The sequence below is a fragment of the Fulvivirga sedimenti genome (assembly GCF_020328055.1).
The window spans coordinates 1234261-1260717 of sequence record NZ_JAIXNE010000001.1; the positions used below are offsets into that span (position 1 = coordinate 1234261).

The window sequence follows — 26457 nt, forward strand, 5'->3', positions numbered from 1 at the left end:
TAATTTTGCGCACTCCCAGATGGAGAAATCTGTTACTTCAGGCGATTCAACGCCCTTCTCTCCTCAGCAATAGGTTTCCTGAAATCAAAAATATAATTGATTCCTTCCACAGGTAGAATGATTCGGTAGTATTTGAATTCCGGTGAGTATTTGAAAAATACCTTCCCCCGCATATGAGCGTCAGGATATAATATTTGTTGATGCAGATATTCATCAGGCAGGTAGGCAAGGTCTTCACTGACTTTCAAATTCTTATTTTCAAGCGCTTGTCCAAGAAAATCAACCGTCATCAATCCTGTAAATGTAGCTACATCGCGGGCAGCCATACGTCTTTCATCCTGCAGGGTCCAGAATTCTTTCCGGCTGTCTTTTGAATCCTGAACGGCATCATTTACTGCAAGGGCTACCCCCACTACCAGCAGCGCAATCTGTGCGGCTTGCTGAGACCGCAGACGCTTCTTAAAAAAAGCGTTCACGTCTTCCTTTGAAGACGCAAATTTCCCCACATTCCCAGCCACCGCCACTGCCTGTTGAAATGCATCGCCTTCAGACGGAACAGGAAAGGGTTTATCGGAGCCAAAAATCATGGCAGATTGAGGTATAACCGTCAGAAAATCTTCACTGGTATTCCAAACGTCTAGATCGAATACCATTTGTTTGGAATCATCCGGGATGTGTTCCAGGTAAATCTCAGCCATGCCATCGTTTACAAATGAAATGGTCTCTGCCGGTTCGTTCACTGTATACCCCGAAGGAACAAGCCGGGCTGTTGTGCAGGAAATAAACACTGAGGCTAATAATAAAAGGGTATAAAACGGTGGTTTCATGACAGTCTTATTCTACTAAATACCCCCAATATTTATGCCATTTTTACCTAAATTAAAATCCGATCGATTAACTTAGATAAAAAACAAAATTGAGCAGTCCCCATCACAAAGCTGGATTTGTCGCGATCATAGGTAAGCCCAATGTGGGTAAATCCACCCTGATGAATCAGATGATCGGAGAGCGACTTTCCATCATCACCTCCAAAGCCCAGACCACCCGGCATCGTATCATGGGAATCCTGAGCGGTGAGAATTTTCAGCTTGTCTATTCTGATACACCGGGTATTATCCGGCCTGAATACCGACTGCAGGAATCCATGATGAGGTTTGTCAAATCTTCACTCGAGGATGCAGATGTGGTGTTGCTTGTGACCGATCTGTATGATACATACGATGAAAAACTGGCAGAGAATCTTGTGCAAATTCAGGCGCCCGTCATACTTGTGATGAATAAGATCGACCAGGCAAAGGGCACGCAGGCCGAGGATAAATTCGAATACTGGAAGGAAGCAGTGGATGCAGAGGAATATTTTATGATCTCGGCAAAGGAAGGAATTAATATCGAACCTGTTTTTAATGCGATTATTTCCTATTTGCCGGAGCATCCTCCTTATTTCCCAAAGGACCAGATCACCGACAGGCCGGAGCGCTTTTTCGCTGCCGAGATCATCCGTGAAAAGATATTCCTGAATTACAGAAAGGAGGTTCCCTACTCAACCGAGGTAGAGATCGAAGAATTTCTGGAAGATGAAACCATTATTCGCATAAGGGCTTTGATCTATGTCGAGCGAAAAAGTCAGAAAGGAATTTTGATCGGAAAGGGCGGTGATGCCTTAAAAAAGACAGGGATCATGGCGCGTGAGGAACTTGAGAAATTTTTCAGGAAGCAGATCCACCTGGAAACCTTCGTAAAAGTGGCAGAGGACTGGCGAAAAAAACAACGCATGCTAAAGGGATTTGGCTATCAGCAATGATCACTCAGTACCAGAAGTGATCTGCGCATCCAGGTCCAGCAGTTCAAAAATCCTCTTCAGTCGCTCCTTCTGAATGATCTTACGCTGTCCGTCCGGGGTCCATTTGATCAGTCGTATCTCCCGATCCACGATTTCGATCCCCGTAATTTCACCATCACTAAAGGAACAACATCCGGTATTGAAATAACAGGGAATGGCCCGGCCCCCGGGGTTGAGCAGGGTGGCGTCATGCTTTGTCAATGCGTCAGTGCGCTTCCTTACCTCATCCAGTGAAGCAGCTTCCCGTGGTGTCAGAATTCCTGCCCGTTCCTTTTCGCTGAGCCTGGAAAGATCGACCCGCAACCGGTCGGCATAGGTGAATGAATTAAAGACCGGTTCATGTGAATGCCCGGTGATAACAATTACATCATGATTATGCCCCCTGGCCCATCCATAATATTTGCGGTCATGTTTTGATCTCATACGCGTACTGGTAGCCGCTGTGTCAAGTGGTTTATTAAAGATCCGCTGAAAATGACGCCAGAAATAACGCACAAAGAACTTGCTGAACCGAGCATATTCATCACTAAATGTAGAACCCTGATGCCCGTGTATCAGGAAAATATGACCAAGCAACCTCCCCTCGTCCATGACCTGAAGCTTAATAGCTTCATGGGCCGGTCGTTCAGAGCCAAGATATCTCTTTACAAATTTCCTGCTCCTCCATTCGGCATCATGATTCCCCCAAATTCGCAAATACCTGGAATCTTCATCGAATTTCATTTCCTGTGAAGTGATTTCCTGATAGTATTCAAGAACTGAGTGTATCGGGTTCTCCCACAACTCCTCCACATCACCCAGTAATACCAGGGTGGCATCAGACTGCTCATAATACGACAACGCCTGCTCATAGGTCGCAGAAGCAAAACGATGATCGTCGGCCCGATCACCTGTCCCCCTATGATGATCTGAAAAAATGATGTAATTCATTGAATCCAAATCTACTTCAACGAGCAACGCCTTATCAAATGCCTTCTGAATTGTATCGAGAAACTTGAGCTTCATTTGAACTCTTTCGCGACAAGATAAATAAACCTCGTATCTTTGCAGCTAAATTATAATTGAACTTTTCGCTGTGGCAAATATTGTAGCTATCGTAGGTCGGCCGAATGTCGGTAAATCAACACTTTTTAACCGTCTTGTAGAAAGACGAAAGGCCATTATGGATGATGAGTCGGGTGTTACCCGTGACCGTCACTACGGATATGCCGAATGGACCGGAAAACATTTTACGGTGGTTGATACGGGAGGATATGTTACCGGTTCTGAAGACAAGTTTGAAAGTGAGATCCGGAAACAGGTTGAAATTGCATTGGAAGAATGTACTGCCGCCATATTTATGGTAGATACCCATTCGGGACTCACAGATCTTGACAAGGATTTTGCCAATGTGCTGAGGGCATCTAAAAAGCCCGTATTCCTGGTGGCCAACAAAGCTGATACTACGGAGCGAATTCACGAATCGGTTGAATTCTATGAACTGGGAATGGGTGAAGTGTATCCGGTTTCAGCGGCTACAGGCTCCGGAACCGGAGAATTACTGGACAAGGTAGTGGCAGAATTTGACGAAGGTGAAGAGGACCCCGATGGAGGTATTCCGAGGCTTGCAATCCTTGGCCGTCCGAATGTTGGAAAGTCGTCATTCCTCAATGCCCTGTTGGGCAAGGAGCGGACGATCGTTACTGATGAAGCAGGAACAACGCGTGACGCCGTGAATACGCGGTACAAACTCTATGGTAACGACTTCATTCTCACAGATACTGCAGGGATCCGTAAGAAATCAAAAGTTAAGGAGGATATTGAGTTTTATTCCGTACTCCGTTCACTGCAGGCGCTGCAGGACAGTGACGTTTGCATCATTCTGCTGGATGCCGAACGAGGCCTTGAGGCGCAGGACATGAACATTATCAGTCTGGCCAACAAATACAATAAGGGTATCATGATCATGGTGAATAAATGGGACCTTATCGAAAAGGACAGTAAGACGGCCGACGCATATAAGAAAGCACTCATGGACAAGCTCGGACTTCTCGACTACATTCCGATCATATTTACCTCGGTGATCAGGAAGCAGCGGATATTCCAGGCCATTGAGCTTGCCATCCAGATCAATGAGAACAGAAGTAAAAAAATTGCCACTTCACAGCTTAATGATGTGATGCTGCCAGAGATCGAAAGAAACCCTCCACCAGCCATAAAGGGTAAATACATAAAAATTAAGTACATCACCCAGCTTCCGGGGAGTGTGCCTACTTTTGCTTTCTTTTGCAACCTTCCTCAATACATAAAAGCGCCTTACGAGCGTTTCCTGCAAAATAAAATGCGAAAACACTTCGATTTTACCGGCGTCCCGATTCGACTATATTTTAGAAAAAAATAACATCTGGTTGATTGATATGGGTTTTTGTATATAACTTTGACCCCTTTAAAACAAAAACCTGAATTCAATGAAAAAGATTTTAACATTTTTTGTAGCGATTGCGTTCGCTGTGGCATTTACTGCCTGCGGAGCAAAGACTGAAAGTGCTGCTGATCAGATGGAAGAAGCAGCTGAAGAAGCAACTGAAGTAGTAGAAGAAGCAGCAGAAGAAGCGGTGATGGAAATGGAAGAAGCAGCTGAAGACATGGAAGAAGCAGCTGAAGACATGGAAGAAGCAGCTGAAGAAGTTGCTGACGAAGCTGCTGATGCAGTGGAAGAAGCTACTAACTAAGTCTTAGCAAAAAACACATAAAGGGCTCCGAAATTCGGAGCCTTTTTTGTTTCTTCGCTGTGTGACAGAAGATCAGATCCGGCATTATAAAAACAGGCTTGCAAAATTCATCCCCGAAGAATCTGTAAGCTACTGCTGCCACCTCTGGCAAAAATTCCCATTTCACTTAAAGATCACCCGACCCAGAAAATCCAAGCTGGGTGATTATCGCTATGATCCCGGAAAAAGACAGCATTATATCTCTGTCAATTTAGATCTTAACCCATATGCCTTCCTGGTCACCTATCTTCATGAAGTGGCACACCTGGTAGCCTTTCAGAAGTATGGCAGAAAAGCAGCACCTCACGGGCAAGAATGGAAGGCCGTGTTCAGTCACCTCCTTGAGCCTGTGATACGCCGCCAAATGGTCCCGGCAGATGTCCTCGATGCCCTCGCCCGATACATGAAAAATCCCAAGGCATCTTCCTGTTCCGATGCGAATCTAACCCTGGTACTAGGGAAATATGACCCGGTACCCAAAAAATACCTCGACGATATTCCAAGCGGTGAGGTATTTCAGTTTCAGGACAGGATCTTTAGAAAAGGTAATCTGAGGCGAACACGGTACGTCTGCGCAGAAGTGAAAAGTGGGAAACAATACCTCATCTCGAAGCATGCTGAAATAAAATCCGGTGAAGATCAGCCCAGGCGACGCACGATGAGCTGATCCACGCGCTCAAAAAAGCGTTGAGGCGGTAAAGTTCGCCAGTTTTCAATTTGAAGCGTGCCACCCATATTCACGTAACTGTCCAGGTTATAGAGCTGCATTTCACTCCTGACAAATTCGGGAAAGTTTACCGCGGCAATCCACCCGTCTTCCACATCTTCGAACCATTCCTCGTAATAGCAGTCATCAGAACCATGAAAATTCATGACATTCTCGCCGATCAGAATGTATTTGTTAATGCCCTGCATAGAAAGGTGATCAATAATATTCCGCTTCAAATGCATTATATCATTATTGATCGTATCATTCCATTCGCCAATAAATTCAATGATTACAAACTGATGGTCGTAATCTGCAAATAGTATCTTGATGTAGAGTGTTTCAGACCCCATAAAATCCCAGGAGGGATCAATGTAGTAACCATAAATTGTATCACTGTAAACATCAAAATTATATTCCTTGCCATGGAAGGGAGACCTCTCATCTTCGGCAGGGTTATAATATTGCAGCCATCGGTAATATGGTTCAATTTCGTGCATCCAGGTAATGATTAACAGCAGCACGCACCGAACCATGTTTTTCAAGGAGGTCACGGGCGTCATCCACACCTATCTGTAATGCTTCCATGATCATTCTGGTTCCCCGATCGACCAGTTTTGTATTGCTCAGCTGCATGTCAACCATTTTATTCCCCTTCACACGTCCCAGGCGGATCATTACCGAGGTTGAGATCATGTTCAATGCCAGCTTTTGCGCCGTTCCGGATTTCATTCTCGTACTGCCGGTAACGAATTCCGGTCCGACGATCAATTCCACGGGATATTCAGAAACGCTGGCAAGTTCAGAATCCGGGTTACAAACAATGCATCCGGTAACCAGCCCATGACTGCGCGCTTCCCGGATTCCGCCAATTACGTAAGGTGTTCTTCCAGAGGCCGCAATACCGATGAGTACATCGGCATCGGATATATCTAATGCCTGAAGATCCTTCCAGGCCTGTTGCTGGTCATCCTCTGCAAATTCCACTGCCTTTCTGATTGCTTCGTCGCCGCCGGCCATAATTCCGATCACCTTGCCGTGGGGCATACCATAGGTTGGCGGAATCTCTGAAGCATCCAATATTCCCAAACGGCCTGAGGTACCTGCACCTATGTAAAATAGCCGTCCACCAGCTTGCATCTTTAACACAATCTGCTCTACCAGCGGCACGATCTGATCGATCGAACGTTCCACTGCCAGGGGCACAGTCTTATCTTCGTTGTTCATATTCACAAGCAGATCCCGAACAGCCATGTGTTCAAGGTCTTCATAGTTGGAGCTCGACTCTGTGATACTCATAAATTTCCTATTTCTGGTGATAAAGAGTAAGACCCGCAATAGGGCCTTCAACAATATTTTTTACAAAAACGCCATGATCGCTCGCGGCTTTCCTGAGAATGGTGCTGTAATAGAAGCCGACAGATCCGCTGAAATGCACCGGATACTTTTCAAAATTTTCATATCGCTTTACATTCTTCTCCAGAAAGATACTGAAGCCCCTGTAAACAAGCTTGTAAAGGAAAGGATCCTCGCGGTGATGAAAGATAAATTTACTAAAGCCCGCAAGGTAGAATGCCGCATTACCACCGGAATAAACCTTATCAATAATTTGCGACCTGTCGAGATTAAACCGCTTCACAAAAGCATCATGAATTCCTGCCGGCAATTCCTTCCTCAGGTAAGCTGCAAGGAGCTCCTTGCCCAACCATGCCCCACCTCCTTCATCACCAAGAATATAACCCAGTGCCGGAACCTTGGAAGCAATTTCCTGACCATCATAGAAACAGGAATTGGTACCCGTGCCCAGGATGCACGCGATACCCGCTTCATGACCGCAAACCCCCCGGGCAACGGCTAGCAGATCATCAGAAACCTCCACATGCGCCTCTGGAAATAAATTTTTCAGAACACCGGCTAATCGTTCGGAAGGAAGTCCGGGCACGCAGCCTGCACCGTAGAAATAAACCTCTTGAATCAGAGCTTCCTCTACCGGCAAATCCCTCACTAACTGATCTTTCAAAATCGAGGCAAGCGCTTCAACATCCTTATGAACCGGATTCAATCCATCGGTCAAATACTGGGAAATCTCACCGTCAGGACCTCTCAGCCTCCATGCGGTTTTTGAACTTCCACTGTCTGCGATCAATATCATGCCTTGAAGTTATAAAGATTTTAAGGTAGTTACAGCGCAATTGATCAATTCTTCACGACGAAATAAGACGCCCAACGACCCGGAATTTATCAAAAACATATTCGTCATGAGGCGCATCTGTGAACTCAGCTGATAAATCCTGTCCGGCCCAATGCTCGTAATGTTTGCCATCCTTCCAAAGTCTGGATTTTGTTACGTCATAGATGAGACCTTTGAATGCGATCCAAATTTCCTCCCGGTCCTGGCCGTTCCTGAGTGCAAGTTGATTCAGGGTAAATTCCGGCAATGCCATTTATTGCGAATTGAGGTAACTGTAATCCTTCAGAATTGTATAAAGAAAAGTTACGGGCGGCATGTCTGATTCAATCTGCAGATGCTCCTTCACTTTCTCTGTGATGGCAAGGATCGGCTGGACGTTCCCGGTAGATTTGTATGTTGAAAGCGCCTGCCGGATGAGTTCGATATCCTCGGCACGAAGACTGGCCGCTGATTTAAATTGAGGAACATAGTCGCTGTCAATCTGCTCGATTACCTGGTGTGACTGTACAGGACGCTGCTCGCGAAGTCTTACCACCGTGGTTCCCGCTGCAATGTCACCTATGCGCTGACCTTCCTTTGTAACGGCAATTGACAACAACGCCACGGCCCCGGACGTAATTGAAATGTCAACAAGGCGGAGAATCCACCGCATTACATAATTGCCGAGGGTGACCGGATTACCATCCAGCCGCACTACCTTCAGACCGAATTGCTTTTTCCCTATGGATTGTCCGTCCATTAACGCTTCGCTTATCAGATGATAAAAGAACGCAGGCAGGTAAAAAAGAATGAAGATCCAATATGTATTTATGCCAACCGATGTCAACAAAAACATCACAATGATAACATACGCCCCAATGATCACCGAATCCAGCAGATAGGCACCGATCCTTTCACCAAGGCCCGCAACGGCATATTGAATTCCAACATTTTGAGTGGTCTGAATTTGTATCGTTTGCATAATAAATTAATCATCCTGACCGGCTTTTTCCACCGGATATATCTTTCAATCGCCTCTCCGATAATTTATGTTAAGCGGCTAAAATAATAACTTTATTTTGAAAATAAGTTGAATGTAACCCTACCGGGGTTTATAATTACCTTTGGTTTAAAAATACAATGAGATCCGAGTAACCATGAACAAAGCCCTGACTTTATTAATTCTTTTATTTCTGCTGGGATGCCAGTCGAAAGAAAATTCCGAAACCTCAGCCACAACGGAAGCCTCCGATCTTATGGCGATCGCCGATAGCCTTGCGCATGCCTACATTATCACAGACGGTCATGTGGATCTGCCCTACCGCCTTAAAGAGACAAATTTTGATTTACTAACAGATGGAGAAATACTTTTGTCTACGGAAGAAGGTGATTTCGATTATGAACGTGCCAAAAAAGGCGGTCTCGATGCACCCTTCATGTCGATCTACATCCCGGCAGAATACCAGGTGACAGGCGGTGCCAAGGAACTGGCTGATTCTCTGATCGACATGGTCGAAGGGATCACGAAATTGTATCCTGAGAAATTTGCCCTTGCTGTAACCCCTGAAGAAGTGCGGAGGAATTTTACTGAAGGAAAAATTTCCCTGCCCATGGGAATGGAAAACGGGGCTCCAATCGGTGACAACCTCTCCAATGTAGAATATTTTCGTAATCGGGGCATCCGTTATATCACGCTCACCCATTCAAAAAACAACCTGATCTGCGATTCATCCTATGATACCACCCGGCTCTGGAATGGTCTTTCTCCATTCGGACAGGAAGTGGTTAAAGAAATGAACCGCGTTGGCATTATGGTGGATATTTCCCACGTAAGTGACAGCACCTTTTATGATGTTATGGATCTTACCGATGTGCCGGTTATCGCCTCACACTCCTCATGCCGCCACTTTACACCCGGCTTTGAACGTAACATGGCCGATGACATGATCAGACGTCTCGGTGAAGAAAATGGCGTCATTCAAATCAATTTTGGCTCTACATTTCTTGATGAACATTCTCAAAAGGTCTCTAATGATTTGGGGGATTTTATGGAGAGCCATCCCGACCTCAGCGATTCAGCCAGGGATGCCTACCGGCAAAAGTTTATGACCGATAATAATTTCTGGTCGAATGTTTCCAAAGTGGCTGATCATATCGATCATGTTGTTGAGCTGGCCGGAATCGATCATGTTGCTATTGGTTCCGATTATGACGGGGTTGGCGACAGTCTACCCGTCGGGCTTAAGGACGTTTCCATGTTTCCAAATCTCATCGCTGAATTATTGAAAAGAGGCTACAGCTACGAGGATATTGAAAAGATCTGTTACAAAAATGTTTTCAGAGTATGGCAGGCGGTGGAGGATGCCGCTTCCATTTAATCAAAAATAAGGGTATGAAAGAGGCAGCTTTTGTAAAACAAAATATGCGCCGATGGAAGGAGTTTGAAAGTGTTGCTGCAAATGCATCCAATGCAAATCCCGACCAGCTTGCTGACCTTTTTATCCAGGTGACAGACGACCTGTCCTTTTCCCGAACCCAATATCCTAAAAGTGAGACAACCCAATATCTGAATAACCTGGCATCTAAGCTGCACCTGAGTATTTATCGCAGTAAGCAGGAAGACGGAAAAAGGATTGTCTATTTCTGGAAAACAGAACTTCCTCTGTTGATGTATGAGGTTCGGAAACCATTGCTCTATTCCTTTTTAACCTTTGCAATTGCTATTTGCCTTGGTATAATTTCAACCCTGAATGACGAAACCTTCGTTCGCCTGATTTTAGGTGATGGGTATGTGAACATGACACTTGAAAACATCGAGAACGGCAATCCACTTGCCGTGTACGGAGATATGAACGAAGCAGACATGTTTTTCGCTATTACGTTCAACAACGTGCGTGTTTCATTCATGGCATTTGCCGCAGGGCTCGCCACCGCACTGGGGTCCGGCTGGATTCTTTTTCAGAACGGAATTATGGTGGGTGCATTCTTTACTTTTCTGGCGCAGGAAGGTTTCATTCTGAATGCCTTCCTGGTGATCATGCTTCATGGAACGCTCGAATTATCTGCCATCGTTATTGCAGCATCTGCAGGCTTTGTTATGGGGAATAGTTTCATATTTCCAGGGACCTATACCCGGCTGGAATCATTTAAAAACGGGGCAAAAAAAGGATTAAAAATAATTATCGGACTGATCCCTATTTTCATTACAGCAGGGTTTATTGAATCATTTTTCACACGATATACCCAAATGCCCTGGATCATCAGCCTTCTAACCATTCTGCTGTCGGCCACCTTCATTGTCTATTATTTCGTTATCTATCCGGCAAAAATTTTTAAAAATGCAACAAGGAAACTTACTTGAACTCCATAAAAGGCGTGACTTCAGCGCCAAACTGAGTGCTTCAGTCGACTTTATCCGGCTGCATGCCCGTCCGTTTATCAAGGCCCTGACTTTCATTTCTGGTCCGTTCATTATCCTGGGCGCCATACTTATGGCAGATGGGTACGGACAGCTCATGAATCTTAGCGCATTGTCAGATCCCGGAACAGCACCCGTTGTGCTGGAAAATATGTTCGGACTGGGAATTCCGATTATTTCCGGATTGATTTTCCTCTTTGTGGCCGGAACCCTGCTCATCGCTACGGTGTACCAGTATGTTGTCATCTATGATGAAAAGAAATCAACGGATATTTCCGTTTCGGAAGTGTGGCAGCGGGTAAAATCCTTTATGTGGACTGTACTGGGCAGTCTTGTTATCTGGTCAATAGCACTTGTGATAATTTACCTGGGCGGTGTATTCCTGGTCGTGGCATTTTCACAAGTCAACACCTTTTTTGGGGTTATCACCGGAATAGCCCTGGGGATCATATTAATTTATCTGATCGTTGCTTTCTCCCTTGTATTTGTCGTTCAGGCATATGACAAAACAGATGTTTTTACCTCTTTCGGACGAGCCCTGAAACTGATTCGCGGCAAATGGTGGAGCACATTCGGCCTGATTTTCGTGGCCGGACTTATTCAAAGTTTCGTTTCATACATTTTCATGATTCCATGGTACGTTACTTTCTTTGCTGGCACATTGCATGCCGCCGAAGAAACCGGTCTTTCCGAGCCTTCCCTTCTCTTCCAGATCGCAAATTATACTACGCTAAGCCTTGCGTTTCTTGCCAGCAACCTCTTAAATGCATTTCCCCTGCTGGCACTGGGATTTCAGTATTTCAACCTGGTGGAACTGAAGGAGGCACGCGGACTCATGAATAAAATTGAGACCTTTGGACAGCAGGATACATCTGATGAGGATGAAGAACATTATTAGATTTTCTATTCTCTATATTCTTTTGATATTACCCTCCTGGCTTTCTGCACAGGAGGCCGATTCTCTTGTATTGGTTGATGAAACGCCCGTAGAAGTTCGTCAAATAGACAGTGAGAAAATACATGACTTTCAAACTGATAGTGATTTTGATTATGCCGCGGCCAACATACCCGGGAAAAGCCTCTGGGAAATGTTCAAAGATGCTCTGAGACGTTTTTTCCAGAAACTATTCAGTATTGAGGTTGGACGGGTGAATATTGTAAATATCATACTTTATACGATCTGTATACTGGCTGCATCCTACGCGATTTACAAACTCATCCAGATGCGGTCACAGAAGGCTTTTGTTACCGACAAGGAGAAAGGTCTGGATTACAGCGTACATGAGGAAAATATCCATATACTTGATTTTGAATCCCTCATATCCGAAGCTGCCAGCCAGGGACAGTATCGTCGTGGGATCCGGTTAATTTACCTACATGCATTAAAGAAGCTGTCAGACGCGCAGAAGATCGATTGGCAGCCAGGGAAAACAAATCATGACTACCTGGCTGAACTATCCGATGAAAAGCTTCAGCCCGGCTTTGGAGATCTGAGCTACTTTTTTGATTACGCCTGGTACGGTGAATTTGATGTGGAGGAAAAACACTTAATCCGGGTTCGTGAAACATTCGACAACTGGGCAAAATTCATCCGCACGTGAGAGGAGAACGTAAATACCTGATCGTCCTGTTGCTTGCATTCGTTCTGTATGTGATCATCCAGATCTTTAATCCCAAACCAATCAACTGGACCATTTCACTGGCGCACGAAGACAAAAATCCGTTTGGAGCCTTTATCCTTGATCAGGTCATTGCTGATGTTTTTCCGACAGGAAAAGTAGACAGGTCCTACATCACGATGTATGAACAGCAGGACACCCTTCGCAACAACCAGCTGATTCTTACAACCGGATATTATCCGGATGAGCAGGATCTTGACGTAATGCTGGAGCATGTCTATTCAGGTGGAAATGTACTTATAAGCGCCCATGTATTTTCTCCGCTTCTGGAGGACACGTTAAACTTCACCGTCGCTGACTATATTTTCGACGCAGATTTTATGAAAAATCTGGAAAACAGCGACTCCTCCTATATTCATTTCGTAAATCCGGCATTGCCTGTCGCTGGTGATTTTTCCTATCAGCGCAACAATGCATATCGCAGGTTTAGTGAGATCGACACAGCCTCCATGTACGTGGTTGCCACCAATGACCTTGGCCAGCCCGTTACAGTTCGCGTGCCACATGGCAATGGAAACCTGTACCTGAATACAACACCACTGGCTTTCTCCAATCTATATTTACTTTATAAGGAAAACAGGGAATTTGCTGCCGCTACCTTGTCGATGCTGCCGGACAGGCCCTTGCACTGGGCTGAATACTACATGCAGGGAAGAAGGGAAAGTGCAACCCCGCTCCGCTACATTCTAAAAGAGCCCGCATTGGCATGGGGTTATTATATTCTGCTTGCAGCTCTCATCATTTATATGGTAGTGGAATCTAAACGAAAACAACGGGCCATCCCTGTGATCAAACCACTCCGCAATTCATCAGTCGACTTTGTGAATACGATCAGCAGTCTGTATTATAAACGAAAAAATCATCGCAGTATAGCGGATAAACGAATCAGCTATTTCCTCGACCAGCTGAGAACAAAATATTATTTACCCCAGAATCTCGAGGGTAAGCCGTTATATGAAAAAATCGCTTCCAAGTCGGGACACTCCACCGAAGAGGTAGAAACCTTAATGACCGCCATCATGGATGTCAAAATGAAAAGGGAGATTTCAGAACAGGAGTTAAAAAATATTAACAGGTATATCGAAGAATTCAAATTATAGGAGAAATGGAAAATAACGAGATGTTTGAAAACCGCATCGATCTTTCAAAGCTTAAAGAAAGCGTAGATGCCATCAAGGCCGAGATCGGAAAGGTCATTGTAGGACAGCATAAAATGATTGAGCTGTTCCTGGTGGCACTGCTCGCCGACGGGCATGTCCTCATCGAGGGAGTTCCCGGCGTGGCAAAGACATTGTCGGCAAAATTACTCGCGCGGATCATCAAGGCCGATTTTTCCCGCATCCAGTTTACTCCTGATCTCATGCCTTCGGATGTACTGGGGACATCGGTCTTTAATCTGAAGGATAATTCATTTGAATTTAAGCGCGGACCGGTATTTTCCAATCTCATCCTTATTGACGAGATAAACCGTGCTCCGGCAAAAACCCAGGCAGCCTTGTTTGAAGTAATGGAAGAGCGCCAGGTAACAATGGACGGCAAGACTTACCCTATGGAGTTCCCTTATTTCGTGATGGCAACACAGAACCCGATCGAGCAGGAAGGAACCTATCGGCTTCCCGAGGCGCAGCTGGACAGGTTCCTTTTTAAGATAGGTATAGAATATCCTTCCCAGGAGGAAGAAATTATGATCCTTGAAGGACATCAGCAACGAAAAGATATGCTTCCGGTAGATAGCATCAATCCAATACTTTCATCGGAACAGCTGAAAGAGTACAGGGATGCCATCTTCAACATCCATGTTGAACATGATATGCTCAACTATATTGCGCGTCTTGTTCATGAGACACGTAACAGTCCGGATATTTACCTGGGCGCTTCGCCCCGGGCATCCATAGCCATGTTGCGTACAGCCAAGGCATATGCAGCAATCCAGGGACGTGATTTTATTACTCCGGAAGATATCAAGGAAATGACGCCACCCATTCTTCGCCACAGAATTCTTCTGAGTCCGGAGAAAGAAATGGAAGGCTTCGACGCTGACGATATCATTGCGCAGGTAATCGATAAAATCGAAATCCCACGATGAAAATCGGGTCACTTTTTGTACGAAAAAGATTCTTCCAGACCATTGGGATTCTGGTACTCATTTTTCTGTTGTCCCATTTTCTGGACATCAGCCTGTGGGTTCCCAGGGTACTTTTCTTTATTTTTTCTGCATTATTACTGGGCGACCTGCTGCTGCTTTTTCTTCCCGGAAAGCCTGTACTGGCGAGAAGGTTTACACCTGAAAAATTATCCAACGGCGATGAAAACCCTATCCGGTTGTACATCGAAAATTTCTATTCTTTCCCGGTGGACATTTCAATAATCGATGAAATTCCTTTCCAGTTCCAGCGACGGGATATTTCGTTTGAAGCATCCCTGAAGCCCAGGGAGAGCAAGGTCATCGAATATCACCTCCGTCCGGTTAAGCGTGGTGAATATGATTTTGGCCGTATCAATGTGTTTTCTTCTTCACAGATCGGACTGGTACAAAGAAAATCGGTCTTCGACGCAGCGGCCATTGTACCGGTCTATCCCTCCTATCTGCAAATGCGTAAGTATGAGATCATGGCCTTTACAAATCGTTTGGTAGATCTGGGGATTAAAAAAATACGACGGATCGGTCATAACATGGAGTTCGAACAAATCCGGGATTATGTGCTGGGGGATGACATTCGAACGATTAACTGGAAGGCAACCGCGCGAAGGGGTGATCTGATGGTGAATAATTACCAGGACGAAAAGTCACAGCAGGTTTATTGCCTGATCGACAAGGGCCGAACCATGCAGATGCCCTTTGAAGGGATGAGCCTTCTGGACTATGCCATCAATGCCAGTCTTGTGATTTCGAATATAGCAATCAACAAGGATGATCAGGCCGGTTTGATCACATTCCAACACCGGGTGAATACTGTGCTGCCTGCCAGCAGACGTAATAAACAGATGAAACTGATCCTGGAAACGCTCTATAACCAAAAGACCGCGTACAAAGAATCTGATTATTCGGCGCTCTATACCCGCGTTCGACGGGATGTTACCCGAAGGAGCCTGTTACTGCTCTTTACAAATTTTGAGAGCCTGAGCAGCATGAAGCGCCAGTTGCCCTATCTCAGGCAAATGGCGAAAAGCCACCTGGTGGTTACGATTTTCTTTGAGAATACCGAAATGCGATCTATTCTCAATAGAAAAGCCTACAAGACAAAAGATATTTACAATAAGGCTATTGCGGAAAAACTTGCCTACGAAAAGAAATTAATTGTGAGAGAACTGCAATCCTACGGTATTCATGCCATTCTTACCAGTCCGCAGGCCCTCACTGTGAACACGATCAACAAGTATCTTGAACTGAAAGCAAGGGGACTGATCTGAAAGTATCGAATAAGGTTGAATTCACATTTTTATTATAGGCATTTTCACATAACTTTGTGGCAATTTGTTCAGGCCCTGATCTTTCCATATTTAACCACTACAAATGCCAAGAGACAGAAGTATACGAAGCGTTCTTATCATCGGGAGCGGACCAATTATTATCGGACAAGCATGTGAATTTGATTATTCGGGATCCCAGGCGGCACGTTCGCTGCGTGAAGAAGGAATCGAAGTTATCCTGATCAACTCAAATCCGGCCACCATCATGACTGATAAGGTGACCGCTGATCATGTTTATCTCAAGCCCCTTACCAAATCATCCATCCGGTACATACTGGAAAACCATAATATTGATGCCGTGCTGCCTACGATGGGCGGCCAGACGGCCCTCAACCTGGCCATTGATTGCGATAAGGCCGGTATTTGGGATCATTATGGCGTTCGGATCATTGGTGTTGACATCAATGCCATCGAAACCACTGAAGACCGGGAGAAGTTCCGTCTGAAAATGATGGAGATCGGCGTGAACGTTTGTAAAGGCGAGACCGCCACAAGCTTCCTGCAGGGAAAAGAAATTGCACAGGAAATAGGATTCCCCCTCGTGATCAGACCTTCCTATACACTGGGAGGTTCCGGCGGAGGATTTGTAGATAATCCGGATGAGTTCGAAAAAGCGCTCACCAACGGACTGCATACATCACCCATCCACGAAGTGCTCGTTGAGCAAAGTATCCTCGGTTGGAAAGAATATGAAGTGGAACTACTACGTGACAACCTTGGTAATATCATTATCATCTGTAGTATCGAAAACTTCGATCCTATGGGTGTACATACCGGAGATTCTATAACGGTGGCCCCTGCCATGACACTCCCGGATACCGTCTACCAGGAAATGCGGGATCTGGCAAAACTGATGATGAACTCCATCGGGCAATTTGCCGGCGGATGTAACGTACAGTTCGCCGTAAATCCTGAAAATGATGAAATTATCGGTATTGAAATCAACCCCAGGGTTTCCCGTTCATCTGCACTGGCATCAAAAGCAACCGGATATCCGATTGCAAAAGTGGCAGCAAAGCTGGCGATCGGATACAATCTCCATGAACTCAATAATGCCATCACAGGAACAACGTCCGCCTTTTTTGAGCCGGCACTTGACTATGTGATCGTAAAAATACCCCGCTGGAACTTCGATAAGTTCGAGGGATCCGACCGTCGTCTTGGCCTGTCGATGAAATCTGTTGGCGAGGTAATGGGAATCGGAAGGAATTTCCAGGAGGCATTACAAAAAGCCTGTCAGTCACTGGAGATCAAACGTAACGGACTGGGTGCCGACGGCAAGGAACTGACCAAGCAGCAGGATCTTCTAACCAGTCTTGAAAAGCCGAGCTGGAACCGTCTGTTCCATATTTATGACGCCTTCAAGTTGGGTATCCCGTTCAAAACCATACAGCAACTAACAAAAATTGATGCATGGTTCCTGAACCAGATCGAGGAACTTATTCATCTCGAAAAAGAGATTGAAAAATATACGATCGAAACAATCCCGGCTGAATTACTTCAGAAGGCCAAGGAAAAAGGTTATGCCGACAGGCAGCTGGGCCACCTGATGAAATGCTGGGAAAGTGAGGTCCATACCAGAAGACATGAGCTGGGCATCAAGCGGGTTTACAAATTGGTTGATACCTGTGCGGCAGAGTTTGAAGCACAGACGCCCTACTACTATTCAACCTTCGACGACGAGAATGAATCTCCGGTAACCGACCGGAAAAAGATCATCGTGCTGGGTTCAGGGCCGAACCGCATTGGCCAGGGTATAGAATTCGATTATTCCTGTGTTCACGGTATACTCGCCGCCAAAGAGTGTGGGTACGAGACCATCATGATCAACTGTAACCCGGAGACGGTTTCAACAGACTTCGATATTGCGGATAAGCTTTATTTCGAACCTGTTTTCTGGGAGCATATCTTTGATATTATCAAGCATGAAAATCCGGTAGGGGTTATTGTTCAGCTGGGCGGACAAACCGCGTTGAAGCTTGCCGAAAAGCTGGATAAATACGGTATAAAAATTCTGGGGACTAATTTTGAATCCCTTGACCTTGCCGAGGACCGCGGAAGTTTCTCCACCCTGCTGAAGGAAAACGGAATTCCGTATCCTGAATTCGGGGTGGCCGAGGATGCCGAAACAGCGATTGAGCTTTCAAAGGATATCGGCTTCCCGCTGTTGGTACGCCCTTCTTATGTACTGGGAGGTCAGAGTATGAAGATTGTGATCAACGAGAAAGAGCTTGAATCACACATCATCGATATTCTCAAAAAGATCCCCGGTAATAAAGTGCTGCTGGATCATTTCCTTGACGGAGCGATTGAGGCTGAAGCGGATGCGATTTGTGACGGAGAGAATGTCTACATCATCGGCATCATGCAGCATATTGAACCGGCGGGAATTCATTCCGGAGATTCCTATGCGGTGCTGCCTCCCTACAACCTGGGTGATCTTGTAATCCGCCAGATTGAAGACTATACAAAACGCATTGCACTCGCGCTGAATACGGTGGGATTGATCAACATCCAGTTCGCCATAAAAAATGACACGGTGTATATCATTGAGGCAAATCCGCGTGCGTCCAGAACGGTTCCCTTTATTTGTAAGGCATATGATGAACCTTATGTGAATTATGCCGTAAAAGTAATGTTAGGGGAGAAAAAGGTCACAGACTTCAAGTTCAATCCGAAAAAAATCGGATATGCGATCAAGGAGCCTGTCTTCTCTTTTCACAAGTTCCCGAATGTTAACAAGGAACTTGGTCCGGAAATGAAATCAACCGGTGAAGCTATTTACTTCATTGATGATCTGATGGATGACTATTTTCTTAAAATATACGGTGAACGAAACCTATATTTGAGTAAATAGGTTTTACTTATAGGATTCCGGCCATGGCCGGTAAATAAGCAGCTATGTTTAAATTTCTGTTCATCGCTTTATTGGTTTTCCTCGTCTTTTTCAGGGCCATAGGCTTTCTTATGCGATTGTTGACCGGCAGTTCCGTTGGGAATAAGTCACGCAACAATCCATATGCCAGGACCAACCATCAGGATACATATCAGCGCCCTGCCAACGGCAATGTGAATATTGATTATGTGCCGGAGAAGAATGGCGTAAAAAAAGGCGAGAAATTCACGGGCGGAGAATACGTTGATTTTGAAGAAATTGAATAATTATCGAGATAATAAGTAGATTTGAGCCCCAACCGGGGCTTTTTTATTTTTAGACATGCCGACCATCATATTTGAAAAATACCAGGCGACAGGAAATGATTTCATTCTGATTGATAACCGTCAGAAAATTTTTCCCAACCAATTAGATCTGATCCCCAGGTTATGTGACCGGAAATTTGGAATTGGAAGCGATGGGCTGATACTGATTCAGGAACATCCTGAATGTGATTTTGAGATGGTCTTTTACAACCCTGATACTTCGCAGAGCCTGTGCGGAAATGGCAGCCGCTGCGCGGTGAAATTTGCCAGGGAACTTGGTATGATCCGTGATACGTGCCGGTTTATGGCCTACGACGGCATTCATGAAGCGTCAATCGATGAAGCAGGTATTGTGAAGCTTCGAATGCAAAACGTACAAAATGTCAGGTCGTTGGAAGATGGTATGCTTGTTGATACCGGTTCACCGCATTTGATTCGTTACGTGCAGGATATTGAAGCAGTGGATGTAGCTGGCAGAGGCCGGGAAATCCGCTATAGTGATCCTTTCAAAAAGGGCGGGGTGAATATCAATTTTGTGGAAGTACAGGGAGACCAGTCGATCTTCGTGCGCACATATGAAAGAGGAGTCGAAAACGAGACACTGTCATGTGGTACAGGTGTAACCGCTGCTGCTATCGCTTGTGGACTCCGCTCGATGGCAAGCCCCGTTCAGATCAAAACAAAGGGCGGAAAGCTGGAGGTGGCCTTCAATGAAAACACCGATCAGACGTTTACAGATGTTTACCTTATCGGGCCGGCACAACACGTGTTTTCGGGAAAGGTCGATTTGGCTACAGTTTAAAGGAATTAAAACAAAAAACCCTGTAACTTTACCAGTTGCAGAAAAGATTCGGGAAGAACATGTTAAATTTTATAGCAAAGATATTCGGCACCAAGTCGGAAAAAGATATTAAAAAGGTAATGCCCCTGGTTGAAAAGATCAATGAGGCATTCAATTCCTACAGTTCATTAACTCACGACGGCCTCCGGGACAAGACGGCTGATGTTCAGCGAAGAATTGATGAGCATCTGCAGGATATCGACAATCAGATCGCAGAACTGCACAAGCAGATTGATGATCAGCCGGAGCTCGATATCCAGGAAAAGGAAGATATATTCGCCAGGATAGATCAGCTTGAAGAAGACCGCAACAAGGAACTGGAAAATGTGCTGATGGAAGTTCTTCCGGAGGCATTCGCCATCGTTAAGGAAACCGCTCGTCGTTTCAAGGACAATGAAGTCATCGAAGTTACCGCCACAATGGCAGACAAGAAGTTTGCCGCCACCAAGGGACATGTTTCCATTGAAGGAGAAAAAGCCTTCTGGAAAAACCGATGGATGGCTGCGGGCAACGAGGTAACATGGGAAATGCTGCACTATGATGTTCAGCTAATCGGTGGAATCGTACTACACGAAGGTAAAATCGCCGAGATGGCTACGGGTGAAGGTAAGACGCTGGTAGCCACGTTGCCGGCATTCTTAAATGCATTGTCGAGACGCGGCGTGCATATCGTTACCGTGAACGACTACCTTGCACGACGCGACAGCGAATGGATGGCGCCTATATTTGAATTTCATGGCCTGACAGTAGATTGTATCGACCGTCATCAGCCAAATTCAGACGAACGCCGCAATGCATACCTTGCAGATATCACCTACGGCACCAACAACGAATTCGGGTTTGATTACCTGCGCGATAACATGGCGAGGGATCCCCAGGAACTGGTTCAGCGAAAGCATCACTATGCCATGGTCGATGAGGTGGATTCGGTACTCATCGATGAGGCTCGTACTCCACTGATAATTTCAGGTCCGATCCCCAAAGGAGACGAACATGAATATTACGATCTGAAGCCGCGTATCGCCAAGTTGGTGGAAGCACAAAAGAAAGTTACTCAGCAATTCCTGAGCGAAGCCAAAAAACTCATTGCCGAAGGAAACGAAAAGGACGGTGGTGTAGCGCTTTTCCGGGTTTATCGCGGACTTCCAAAGAGCAAGCCGCTGATCAAATTCCTAAGTGAAACGGGTATGCGGCAGATCCTTCAGAAAACTGAAAATTTCTTCCTTCAGGATAATCAGAAGATGATGCCTGAGGCAGATGAACCACTGTATTTCACAATTGATGAGAAGCATAACAGTATTGATCTTACTGAAAAAGGTATTGACCTGATCACCGGAGCCGGTGAAGACCCTAAATTCTTTATCCTGCCCGATATCGGAACCGAGATTGCCAACCTGGAGAAGGCTGAAGAGTTGTCGGACGAGGAAAAAGTAAAGCAGAAGGACGAGCTCATCAAGGACTATTCTATAAAGTCCCAGCGAATTCACTCAGTGAACCAGCTGCTGAAAGCCTATACACTCTTTGAAAAGGATACCGAATACATCATTGTGGATGGTAAGGTAAAGATCGTGGATGAGCAGACAGGACGTGTGATGGAAGGAAGGCGCTATTCTGATGGCCTCCACCAGGCGATTGAAGCAAAGGAAAATGTGAAGGTGGAAGATGCTACACAGACCTATGCCACCATTACGCTTCAGAACTATTTCCGGATGTATCATAAACTGGCCGGGATGACCGGTACTGCAGAAACCGAAGCCGGTGAGTTCTGGGAAATTTACAAGCTTGATGTGGTGGTTATTCCTACCAACCGCCCGATCGCCCGGGATGACCGTCAGGACATGGTGTACAAGACAATGCGTGAAAAATTCAATGCGGTTGTTGATGAGATCGTTACCCTTACCAGCCAGGGACGTCCGGTGCTTGTGGGTACTACCTCTGTCGAGATTTCCGAAGTGTTGAGCCGTATGCTCAATATGCGTAAGATCGATCACCAGGTACTGAACGCCAAACAACATCAGCGCGAAGCGGAAGTTGTTGCCGCAGCAGGTAAACCGGGAACTGTTACGATTGCCACCAACATGGCCGGCCGGGGAACGGATATCAAACTTACGGAAGAATCCAAGAAAGCCGGAGGCCTCGCCATCATTGGTACGGAACGACACGAATCACGGCGTGTTGACCGTCAGCTGCGCGGTCGATCCGGACGTCAGGGAGACCCGGGATCATCCCAATTCTTTGTTTCACTGGAAGACAACCTGATGCGAATGTTCATGCCGGAACGCATGGCACGGGTTATGGACCGCCTCGGGCTGCAGGAGGGTGAGGTGATCTCCCATAGTATGGTTACTAAATCCATCGAACGCGCGCAGAAGAAGGTGGAAGAAAATAACTTCGGTATCAGAAAGAGGCTGCTGGAATATGATGATGTCATGAATTCCCAGCGGGAAGTAATCTACAAGCGAAGAAGAAACGCACTCTTCGGTGAACGCCTGCAGCTGGATATTATGAACATGCTCTTTGATACCTGTGAGGATATTGTCCTGAACAATCCGGGTAATTATGAAGGGTTTAAAATCACTGTACTGGGTGTCCTGGGTATCGATTTTGAGATCATCAGGGAAGATTATGAGAATTCATCGCAGGATGAATTGACCCAAAAACTGTATGAAGCCGCACTGGGTGGATATCGTCGCAAAAACAAATCTGTTGCAGACCGGGCATTTCCGATTATGCAGAACATTCAGGAAACGCGTGGCGCCACTGTGGAAAATATACTGGTTCCTTTTACCGATGGAAAGAAACAGATTGGTGTCGCTGCCAACCTCAAGAAGTGTGTGGAAACGCACAATGCTGAACTGATCCGAAGCATGGAAAAAATGGCCACCCTGGGCATTATCGATCAGCTCTGGAAAGATCACCTGCGCGAAATGGATGACCTGAAGCAAAGTGTTCAAAATGCCGTTTACGAACAGAAGGATCCGCTTTTGATTTATAAATTTGAAGGCTTTGAATTGTTTAAGCGATTTATTGCGCGCGTGAACGAAGACACTGTCGGATTTTTGATGAAGGCTGACCTCCCTGTCCAGCAGGCAGACGAAGTTCGTGAAGCACGTGCTGTAAAGGAACGTCGCCAGCAGCTTAAGGAGCAGAAGGATGAGTCCAGATCCCTGCTAAGCGGTGGCGGAAATCAGGCCGCACAGGCTAACCGGCCGCCTGCCGAAAAGACCATGCCCATCAAGACCGATAAAGTTTTTGGAAGAAATGATCGCGTTACCGTACAGTATTCAGACGGAAGTTTGAAAAAAGACGTTAAATACAAAACGGTTGAAGAAGATATTAAAAGTAATAAATGTGTACTTATAGAAGACTGATGAGAATACAATTCATTTTGTGGTTGTCTGCTTTAGTTGCCCTGGCGTCCTGTGCCAGTCTGTCTACATCCAAGCCTTCTGACGATGAAGTTTATCGAGAGGACCTGGCTGTGCACCGTCCAACCTACGAGGTTCCCGCCGATACGGTCGGAAGTGAGCGGGTTATTCAGGCGGATTACGGTGCAATTACACCTTCTAATGATATCACGGATCAACTGGATGCTGTCCTGGAGAGCAGTGATCAGTATAAGGCTGAAACAAAGTTCGTCGATGGATATACCATTCAGATTTATACAGGCAGCAGCAGTGATGAGGCACGTATCATCAGGGGGAAAGCAATCTCATTGCTGCCCGATCAGGAAGTTGAATTGTTCTATGACGAGCCCAGCTTCAAGGTAAAGGTTGGTCAGTATTTTTCCCGACTCGAAGCACAGCATGATTATGCGAATCTGAAAGGAAAATTTCCCACGGCGATAATTATTCCTGATAAGATTCCGATACCCTGATGGAATTACTGGATAAAATAAAAGGGCTGGCGAAAGAACTGCACCCTGAGGTGATCAGGTTACGACGTCATCTACATGCTCATCCGGAACTGAGTTACCAGGAATTTGAAACGGCACGTTTCGTGGCAGATACCCTGAAATCCATGGGGCTGGAGCCTGTCGAAGGCATTGCAGGAACAGGTGTTACAGCGCTAATCGAAGGCCGGAACCCATCGAGCCGCACGATAGCCCTCCGGGCAGATCTGGATGCCCTTCCAATTGCAGAAAAGAATGATGTACCCTATAAATCAACAAAGGAAGGCATCATGCATGCTTGCGGCCATGATGTTCATACCTCTTCACTGCTGGGAACAGCGATGATTCTTTCGCGTCTCCGGGATGAGTTTGAGGGTACGGTAAAATTGATCTTTCAGCCGGGTGAGGAAAAAAACCCCGGTGGTGCCTCACTGATGATCAAAGAAGGTGTGCTGGAATCTCCCAGACCGGATTATATCTTCGGGCAGCATGTGATGCCCCTGATGCCGGTAGGAAAGATTGGTTTCAAACCAGGCATGTACATGGCCAGTGCGGATGAAATTTACCTGACAGTCCATGGCAAAGGAGGTCACGGTGCATTGCCAGAAATGGCAATAGACCCGGTACTCATTGCCTCTCATATCATTGTGGGACTGCAGCAGGTCATCAGCAGAAATGCAAACCCGAAAAAACCTTCTGTACTTACGTTTGGAAAGGTTATCGCCAATGGCGCAACGAACATCATTCCCGATAAAGTGGAAATTGCCGGTACATTTCGTGCATTGGATGAAGAGTGGCGGGCAAAGGCACACGTATTAATTCGTCAGATGGCAGAACATATTGCGCTTGGCATGGGCGGTTCTTGCGATGTTAATATCGATCGCGGTTATCCTTTCCTAAAGAACGACGAAGCACTTACAGCGCGTGCCCGGAACTTTGCAGAGGCCTATGTTGGCAAGGATAATGTGATCGACCTGGACATCTGGATGGGTGCCGAAGACTTTTCCTATTATTCCCAGGAATTACCCGCATGTTTTTATCGCCTTGGAACCAGAAATGAAGCACGGGGAATCACCAGCTATGTTCATACTCCTACCTTTGATATCGACGAAGCTGCCCTGGAAATTGGTATTGGGTTGATGGCCTGGATGGCTATTAATGCTTAATAGCCGAAATATTCGAGAATTTGCTCCCGCATTTTGTTATTGGCCAGAAAGGCAAGTAAGAGGGAAATGACTAATCCAATAAATGCCTTTGACGCATCTTTGAAGATCATTCGTAATGCTTTTTTGCTCTTCCGCGCTTTAATCTTCTGACGCTTTTTATTGATGGCTATAGCCAGTTCACGTCCTCCCAGTAAGCCAATAAACACCCATGTGGTACTAATTGGAATGTTACTCTGGACCTTGAGGTAATAGATCAGTCCGGCATAAACAAAATCTACCAGTGTAGCCGCACGAATATCCGAAACCCCCGCCTTCTCGTCTACGATGGATTGAATTTTATCCCCTTTAAGGTAAAAAAGCAGCCCCAGTCCGAAAAACACCGTAGAAGCAAATATGATGAACTGGGTCGTGGATAATTGTCTTGGAAGGTAAATTGCTATATTGGCCGCATCCTGCATGATCCAGAAAGACCAAAGTGCACCGCTTGTAATCCATTGAAGCGGAAGCCATATATTTGAAGGTTTTCCTGAAAATGCTTTGCGAGCATACTTAGTGACAAGGAACCAGATCAGAATGGCAGCAAAAAATGCCATAAAATAGCCTCCAAGGCTTTTTGTAATCACACTTACAATAGCTTCATTTTTTGTTGAAAATGAGCTAAGGAGCAAAAATGTAGTTGATACAGGCATTCTTGCCCTTGTGAGTACAAGCAATACGATCGGGGCCGCCAGCTGAAGGAAGTTGAATTCTGTTGGGCTCTCAGAGAAGCCTTTCACGGCGAGTCGCTGGTAGGTAACGTCTCCATTGTATGTTATCCAACTATACGCAACGGTGGCTACAAAGATTAAGCCCATGAAAAGCCAGAGGAAGTACCACTGTCTTTTCTTGTTGGAGGCAATAAAAGTACCAATGGTCTGGATACTGTCGTTGGCAACTGCAGAGTAGGCCGCAAGGCTAAAACCCACCCACATCGCTATTTGAGGGTATGGGTAAATGGCACCCACGAGAACTACGAGTAATCCGATAATAATCAGAAATGTACGTTCCGCCTTAGCAAGATCGAAAATCTGATATACCAGTTTCGCGAGTTCTGAAGGCTCTACATCTTGATTCGCTTTATTTGCTGCCATTGAAGTGGTGCAGTTTTGCAGGCATAAACTTAGTGATTACTCACAAAAATGTAATATTAACAAATTGTTAATAAATTGAATGGCATTTGTCTTTTGAACCACTTCTAGGCCTAATCAGGCTCCAAATATATACTTTTACATTCTGGTTTTACAAAACCTTAAATTCACTAAATATTCTATAATAATATTGTAG

At 45.6% G+C, this 26457-nt stretch carries 25 protein-coding genes; 17 read left to right on the plus strand and 8 right to left on the minus strand.

From position 1 onward, the window contains the following. Window positions 1–32 precede the first annotated feature (32 nt). A complete protein-coding gene (locus LDX50_RS05690) occupies window positions 33–827 on the minus strand; it encodes a hypothetical protein (RefSeq protein ID WP_225697441.1) in 795 nt (264 codons plus the stop codon). Between the two features lie 89 nt (window positions 828–916). On the opposite strand from LDX50_RS05690, the gene era reads away from it, so the two are divergent. Further along, the gene (era, locus tag LDX50_RS05695; protein WP_225697442.1) at window positions 917–1801 is read left to right on the plus strand and encodes a GTPase Era; all 885 of its coding nucleotides are present in this window, start codon (window positions 917–919) and stop codon (window positions 1799–1801) included. Here era and LDX50_RS05700 read toward each other — a convergent pair whose 3' ends face one another. Continuing rightward, window positions 1802–2845, minus strand: coding sequence for a metallophosphoesterase (locus LDX50_RS05700; protein ID WP_225697443.1), 1044 nt, complete (start codon window positions 2843–2845; stop codon window positions 1802–1804). It abuts the gene before it with no gap. 70 nt (window positions 2846–2915) lie between these two features. Between LDX50_RS05700 and der the strand changes: the two genes are divergently transcribed. From der to LDX50_RS05715, 3 genes are all read left to right on the plus strand, one after another. Beyond that, window positions 2916–4220: a ribosome biogenesis GTPase Der gene (gene der / locus LDX50_RS05705; protein ID WP_225697444.1), complete on the plus strand. Its 1305-nt coding sequence runs from the start codon at window positions 2916–2918 to the stop codon at window positions 4218–4220. 67 nt (window positions 4221–4287) lie between these two features. Then, a complete protein-coding gene (locus LDX50_RS05710; protein ID WP_225697445.1) occupies window positions 4288–4551 on the plus strand; it encodes a hypothetical protein in 264 nt (87 codons plus the stop codon). 61 nt (window positions 4552–4612) lie between these two features. Further along, window positions 4613–5257, plus strand: a complete 645-nt coding sequence (locus LDX50_RS05715) for a SprT-like domain-containing protein (protein ID WP_225697446.1) — start codon at window positions 4613–4615, stop codon at window positions 5255–5257. Here LDX50_RS05715 and LDX50_RS05720 read toward each other — a convergent pair. Genes LDX50_RS05720 through LDX50_RS05740 form a run of 5 tightly spaced genes read right to left on the minus strand, consistent with a single transcriptional unit; the run spans window position 5230 to window position 8448 of the window. Beyond that, window positions 5230–5796, minus strand: a complete 567-nt coding sequence (locus LDX50_RS05720) for a hypothetical protein (protein WP_225697447.1) — start codon at window positions 5794–5796, stop codon at window positions 5230–5232. The two genes, LDX50_RS05715 and LDX50_RS05720, sit on opposite strands and share 28 nt — an antisense overlap. Further along, window positions 5783–6595: an N-acetylmuramic acid 6-phosphate etherase gene (murQ, locus tag LDX50_RS05725; RefSeq protein ID WP_225697448.1), complete on the minus strand. Its 813-nt coding sequence runs from the start codon at window positions 6593–6595 to the stop codon at window positions 5783–5785. The genes LDX50_RS05720 and murQ overlap by 14 nt, the downstream gene beginning before the upstream one ends. 7 nt (window positions 6596–6602) lie before the next feature. After that, complete coding sequence (locus LDX50_RS05730; RefSeq protein ID WP_225697449.1) at window positions 6603–7448, minus strand: N-acetylglucosamine kinase; 846 nt, start codon at window positions 7446–7448, stop codon at window positions 6603–6605. A 52-nt stretch (window positions 7449–7500) separates the two neighbouring features. Then, window positions 7501–7740, minus strand: coding sequence for a cytochrome b5 domain-containing protein (locus tag LDX50_RS05735; RefSeq protein ID WP_225697450.1), 240 nt, complete (start codon window positions 7738–7740; stop codon window positions 7501–7503). Then, window positions 7741–8448, minus strand: coding sequence for an RDD family protein (locus tag LDX50_RS05740; protein WP_225697451.1), 708 nt, complete (start codon window positions 8446–8448; stop codon window positions 7741–7743). A gap of 175 nt (window positions 8449–8623) precedes the next feature. Between LDX50_RS05740 and LDX50_RS05745 the strand changes: the two genes are divergently transcribed. The 13 genes from LDX50_RS05745 to LDX50_RS05805 all read left to right on the plus strand — a co-directional run bounded on the left by LDX50_RS05745 (window position 8624) and on the right by LDX50_RS05805 (window position 25134). Continuing rightward, the gene (locus tag LDX50_RS05745; protein ID WP_225697452.1) at window positions 8624–9844 is read left to right on the plus strand and encodes a dipeptidase; all 1221 of its coding nucleotides are present in this window, start codon (window positions 8624–8626) and stop codon (window positions 9842–9844) included. Between the two features lie 14 nt (window positions 9845–9858). Continuing rightward, window positions 9859–10827: a stage II sporulation protein M gene (locus LDX50_RS05750; RefSeq protein ID WP_225697453.1), complete on the plus strand. Its 969-nt coding sequence runs from the start codon at window positions 9859–9861 to the stop codon at window positions 10825–10827. Continuing rightward, window positions 10805–11782: a hypothetical protein gene (locus LDX50_RS05755; RefSeq protein WP_225697454.1), complete on the plus strand. Its 978-nt coding sequence runs from the start codon at window positions 10805–10807 to the stop codon at window positions 11780–11782. Before LDX50_RS05750 ends, LDX50_RS05755 begins: the two co-directional genes overlap by 23 nt. Then, window positions 11766–12485 carry a DUF4129 domain-containing protein gene (locus LDX50_RS05760; RefSeq protein WP_225697455.1) on the plus strand — a complete coding sequence of 240 codons (720 nt, stop codon included), beginning with the start codon at window positions 11766–11768 and terminating at the stop codon, window positions 12483–12485. The genes LDX50_RS05755 and LDX50_RS05760 overlap by 17 nt, the downstream gene beginning before the upstream one ends. Beyond that, complete coding sequence (locus LDX50_RS05765) at window positions 12482–13663, plus strand: DUF4350 domain-containing protein (protein WP_225697456.1); 1182 nt, start codon at window positions 12482–12484, stop codon at window positions 13661–13663. Before LDX50_RS05760 ends, LDX50_RS05765 begins: the two co-directional genes overlap by 4 nt. Before the next feature lie 5 nt (window positions 13664–13668). After that, the gene (locus LDX50_RS05770; protein WP_225697457.1) at window positions 13669–14649 is read left to right on the plus strand and encodes an AAA family ATPase; all 981 of its coding nucleotides are present in this window, start codon (window positions 13669–13671) and stop codon (window positions 14647–14649) included. Continuing rightward, window positions 14646–15974 (plus strand): DUF58 domain-containing protein, encoded by a 1329-nt coding sequence (locus LDX50_RS05775; RefSeq protein ID WP_225697458.1) that lies wholly within the window; start codon window positions 14646–14648, stop codon window positions 15972–15974. The genes LDX50_RS05770 and LDX50_RS05775 overlap by 4 nt, the downstream gene beginning before the upstream one ends. Before the next feature lie 103 nt (window positions 15975–16077). Further along, window positions 16078–18891 (plus strand): carbamoyl-phosphate synthase large subunit, encoded by a 2814-nt coding sequence (gene carB / locus LDX50_RS05780; protein WP_225697459.1) that lies wholly within the window; start codon window positions 16078–16080, stop codon window positions 18889–18891. Between the two features lie 44 nt (window positions 18892–18935). After that, window positions 18936–19196 carry a DUF4834 family protein gene (locus tag LDX50_RS05785; RefSeq protein ID WP_225697460.1) on the plus strand — a complete coding sequence of 87 codons (261 nt, stop codon included), beginning with the start codon at window positions 18936–18938 and terminating at the stop codon, window positions 19194–19196. Between the two features lie 55 nt (window positions 19197–19251). Next, window positions 19252–20037 carry a diaminopimelate epimerase gene (dapF, locus tag LDX50_RS05790; protein ID WP_225697461.1) on the plus strand — a complete coding sequence of 262 codons (786 nt, stop codon included), beginning with the start codon at window positions 19252–19254 and terminating at the stop codon, window positions 20035–20037. A gap of 59 nt (window positions 20038–20096) precedes the next feature. Then, window positions 20097–23447, plus strand: a complete 3351-nt coding sequence (gene secA / locus LDX50_RS05795) for a preprotein translocase subunit SecA (protein ID WP_225697462.1) — start codon at window positions 20097–20099, stop codon at window positions 23445–23447. Further along, window positions 23447–23953 (plus strand): hypothetical protein, encoded by a 507-nt coding sequence (locus tag LDX50_RS05800; RefSeq protein ID WP_225697463.1) that lies wholly within the window; start codon window positions 23447–23449, stop codon window positions 23951–23953. The genes secA and LDX50_RS05800 overlap by 1 nt, the downstream gene beginning before the upstream one ends. Further along, window positions 23953–25134 (plus strand): M20 metallopeptidase family protein, encoded by a 1182-nt coding sequence (locus LDX50_RS05805; protein WP_225697464.1) that lies wholly within the window; start codon window positions 23953–23955, stop codon window positions 25132–25134. Before LDX50_RS05800 ends, LDX50_RS05805 begins: the two co-directional genes overlap by 1 nt. Here the strand turns inward: LDX50_RS05805 and LDX50_RS05810 are convergent. Next, a complete protein-coding gene (locus LDX50_RS05810; protein ID WP_225697465.1) occupies window positions 25131–26264 on the minus strand; it encodes a hypothetical protein in 1134 nt (377 codons plus the stop codon). The two genes, LDX50_RS05805 and LDX50_RS05810, sit on opposite strands and share 4 nt — an antisense overlap. Between the last annotated feature and the right edge of the window lie 193 nt (window positions 26265–26457).

What these genes read in the sequence shown, in the direction of transcription:
- LDX50_RS05690 (WP_225697441.1), bottom strand. Translation starts at nt 827, where the DNA reads ATGAAACCACCGTTTTATACCCTTTTATTATTAGCCTCAGTGTTTATT.
- LDX50_RS05700 (WP_225697443.1), bottom strand. Translation starts at nt 2,845, where the DNA reads ATGAAGCTCAAGTTTCTCGATACAATTCAGAAGGCATTTGATAAGGCG.
- LDX50_RS05710 (WP_225697445.1), top strand. Translation starts at nt 4,288, where the DNA reads ATGAAAAAGATTTTAACATTTTTTGTAGCGATTGCGTTCGCTGTGGCA.
- LDX50_RS05720 (WP_225697447.1), bottom strand. Translation starts at nt 5,796, where the DNA reads ATGCACGAAATTGAACCATATTACCGATGGCTGCAATATTATAACCCT.
- murQ (WP_225697448.1), bottom strand. Translation starts at nt 6,595, where the DNA reads ATGAGTATCACAGAGTCGAGCTCCAACTATGAAGACCTTGAACACATG.
- LDX50_RS05730 (WP_225697449.1), bottom strand. Translation starts at nt 7,448, where the DNA reads ATGATATTGATCGCAGACAGTGGAAGTTCAAAAACCGCATGGAGGCTG.
- LDX50_RS05735 (WP_225697450.1), bottom strand. Translation starts at nt 7,740, where the DNA reads ATGGCATTGCCGGAATTTACCCTGAATCAACTTGCACTCAGGAACGGC.
- LDX50_RS05740 (WP_225697451.1), bottom strand. Translation starts at nt 8,448, where the DNA reads ATGCAAACGATACAAATTCAGACCACTCAAAATGTTGGAATTCAATAT.
- LDX50_RS05745 (WP_225697452.1), top strand. Translation starts at nt 8,624, where the DNA reads ATGAACAAAGCCCTGACTTTATTAATTCTTTTATTTCTGCTGGGATGC.
- LDX50_RS05750 (WP_225697453.1), top strand. Translation starts at nt 9,859, where the DNA reads ATGAAAGAGGCAGCTTTTGTAAAACAAAATATGCGCCGATGGAAGGAG.
- LDX50_RS05755 (WP_225697454.1), top strand. Translation starts at nt 10,805, where the DNA reads ATGCAACAAGGAAACTTACTTGAACTCCATAAAAGGCGTGACTTCAGC.
- LDX50_RS05760 (WP_225697455.1), top strand. Translation starts at nt 11,766, where the DNA reads ATGAAGAACATTATTAGATTTTCTATTCTCTATATTCTTTTGATATTA.
- LDX50_RS05770 (WP_225697457.1), top strand. Translation starts at nt 13,669, where the DNA reads ATGGAAAATAACGAGATGTTTGAAAACCGCATCGATCTTTCAAAGCTT.
- LDX50_RS05775 (WP_225697458.1), top strand. Translation starts at nt 14,646, where the DNA reads ATGAAAATCGGGTCACTTTTTGTACGAAAAAGATTCTTCCAGACCATT.
- carB (WP_225697459.1), top strand. Translation starts at nt 16,078, where the DNA reads ATGCCAAGAGACAGAAGTATACGAAGCGTTCTTATCATCGGGAGCGGA.
- LDX50_RS05785 (WP_225697460.1), top strand. Translation starts at nt 18,936, where the DNA reads ATGTTTAAATTTCTGTTCATCGCTTTATTGGTTTTCCTCGTCTTTTTC.
- dapF (WP_225697461.1), top strand. Translation starts at nt 19,252, where the DNA reads ATGCCGACCATCATATTTGAAAAATACCAGGCGACAGGAAATGATTTC.
- secA (WP_225697462.1), top strand. Translation starts at nt 20,097, where the DNA reads ATGTTAAATTTTATAGCAAAGATATTCGGCACCAAGTCGGAAAAAGAT.
- LDX50_RS05800 (WP_225697463.1), top strand. Translation starts at nt 23,447, where the DNA reads ATGAGAATACAATTCATTTTGTGGTTGTCTGCTTTAGTTGCCCTGGCG.
- LDX50_RS05805 (WP_225697464.1), top strand. Translation starts at nt 23,953, where the DNA reads ATGGAATTACTGGATAAAATAAAAGGGCTGGCGAAAGAACTGCACCCT.
- LDX50_RS05810 (WP_225697465.1), bottom strand. Translation starts at nt 26,264, where the DNA reads ATGGCAGCAAATAAAGCGAATCAAGATGTAGAGCCTTCAGAACTCGCG.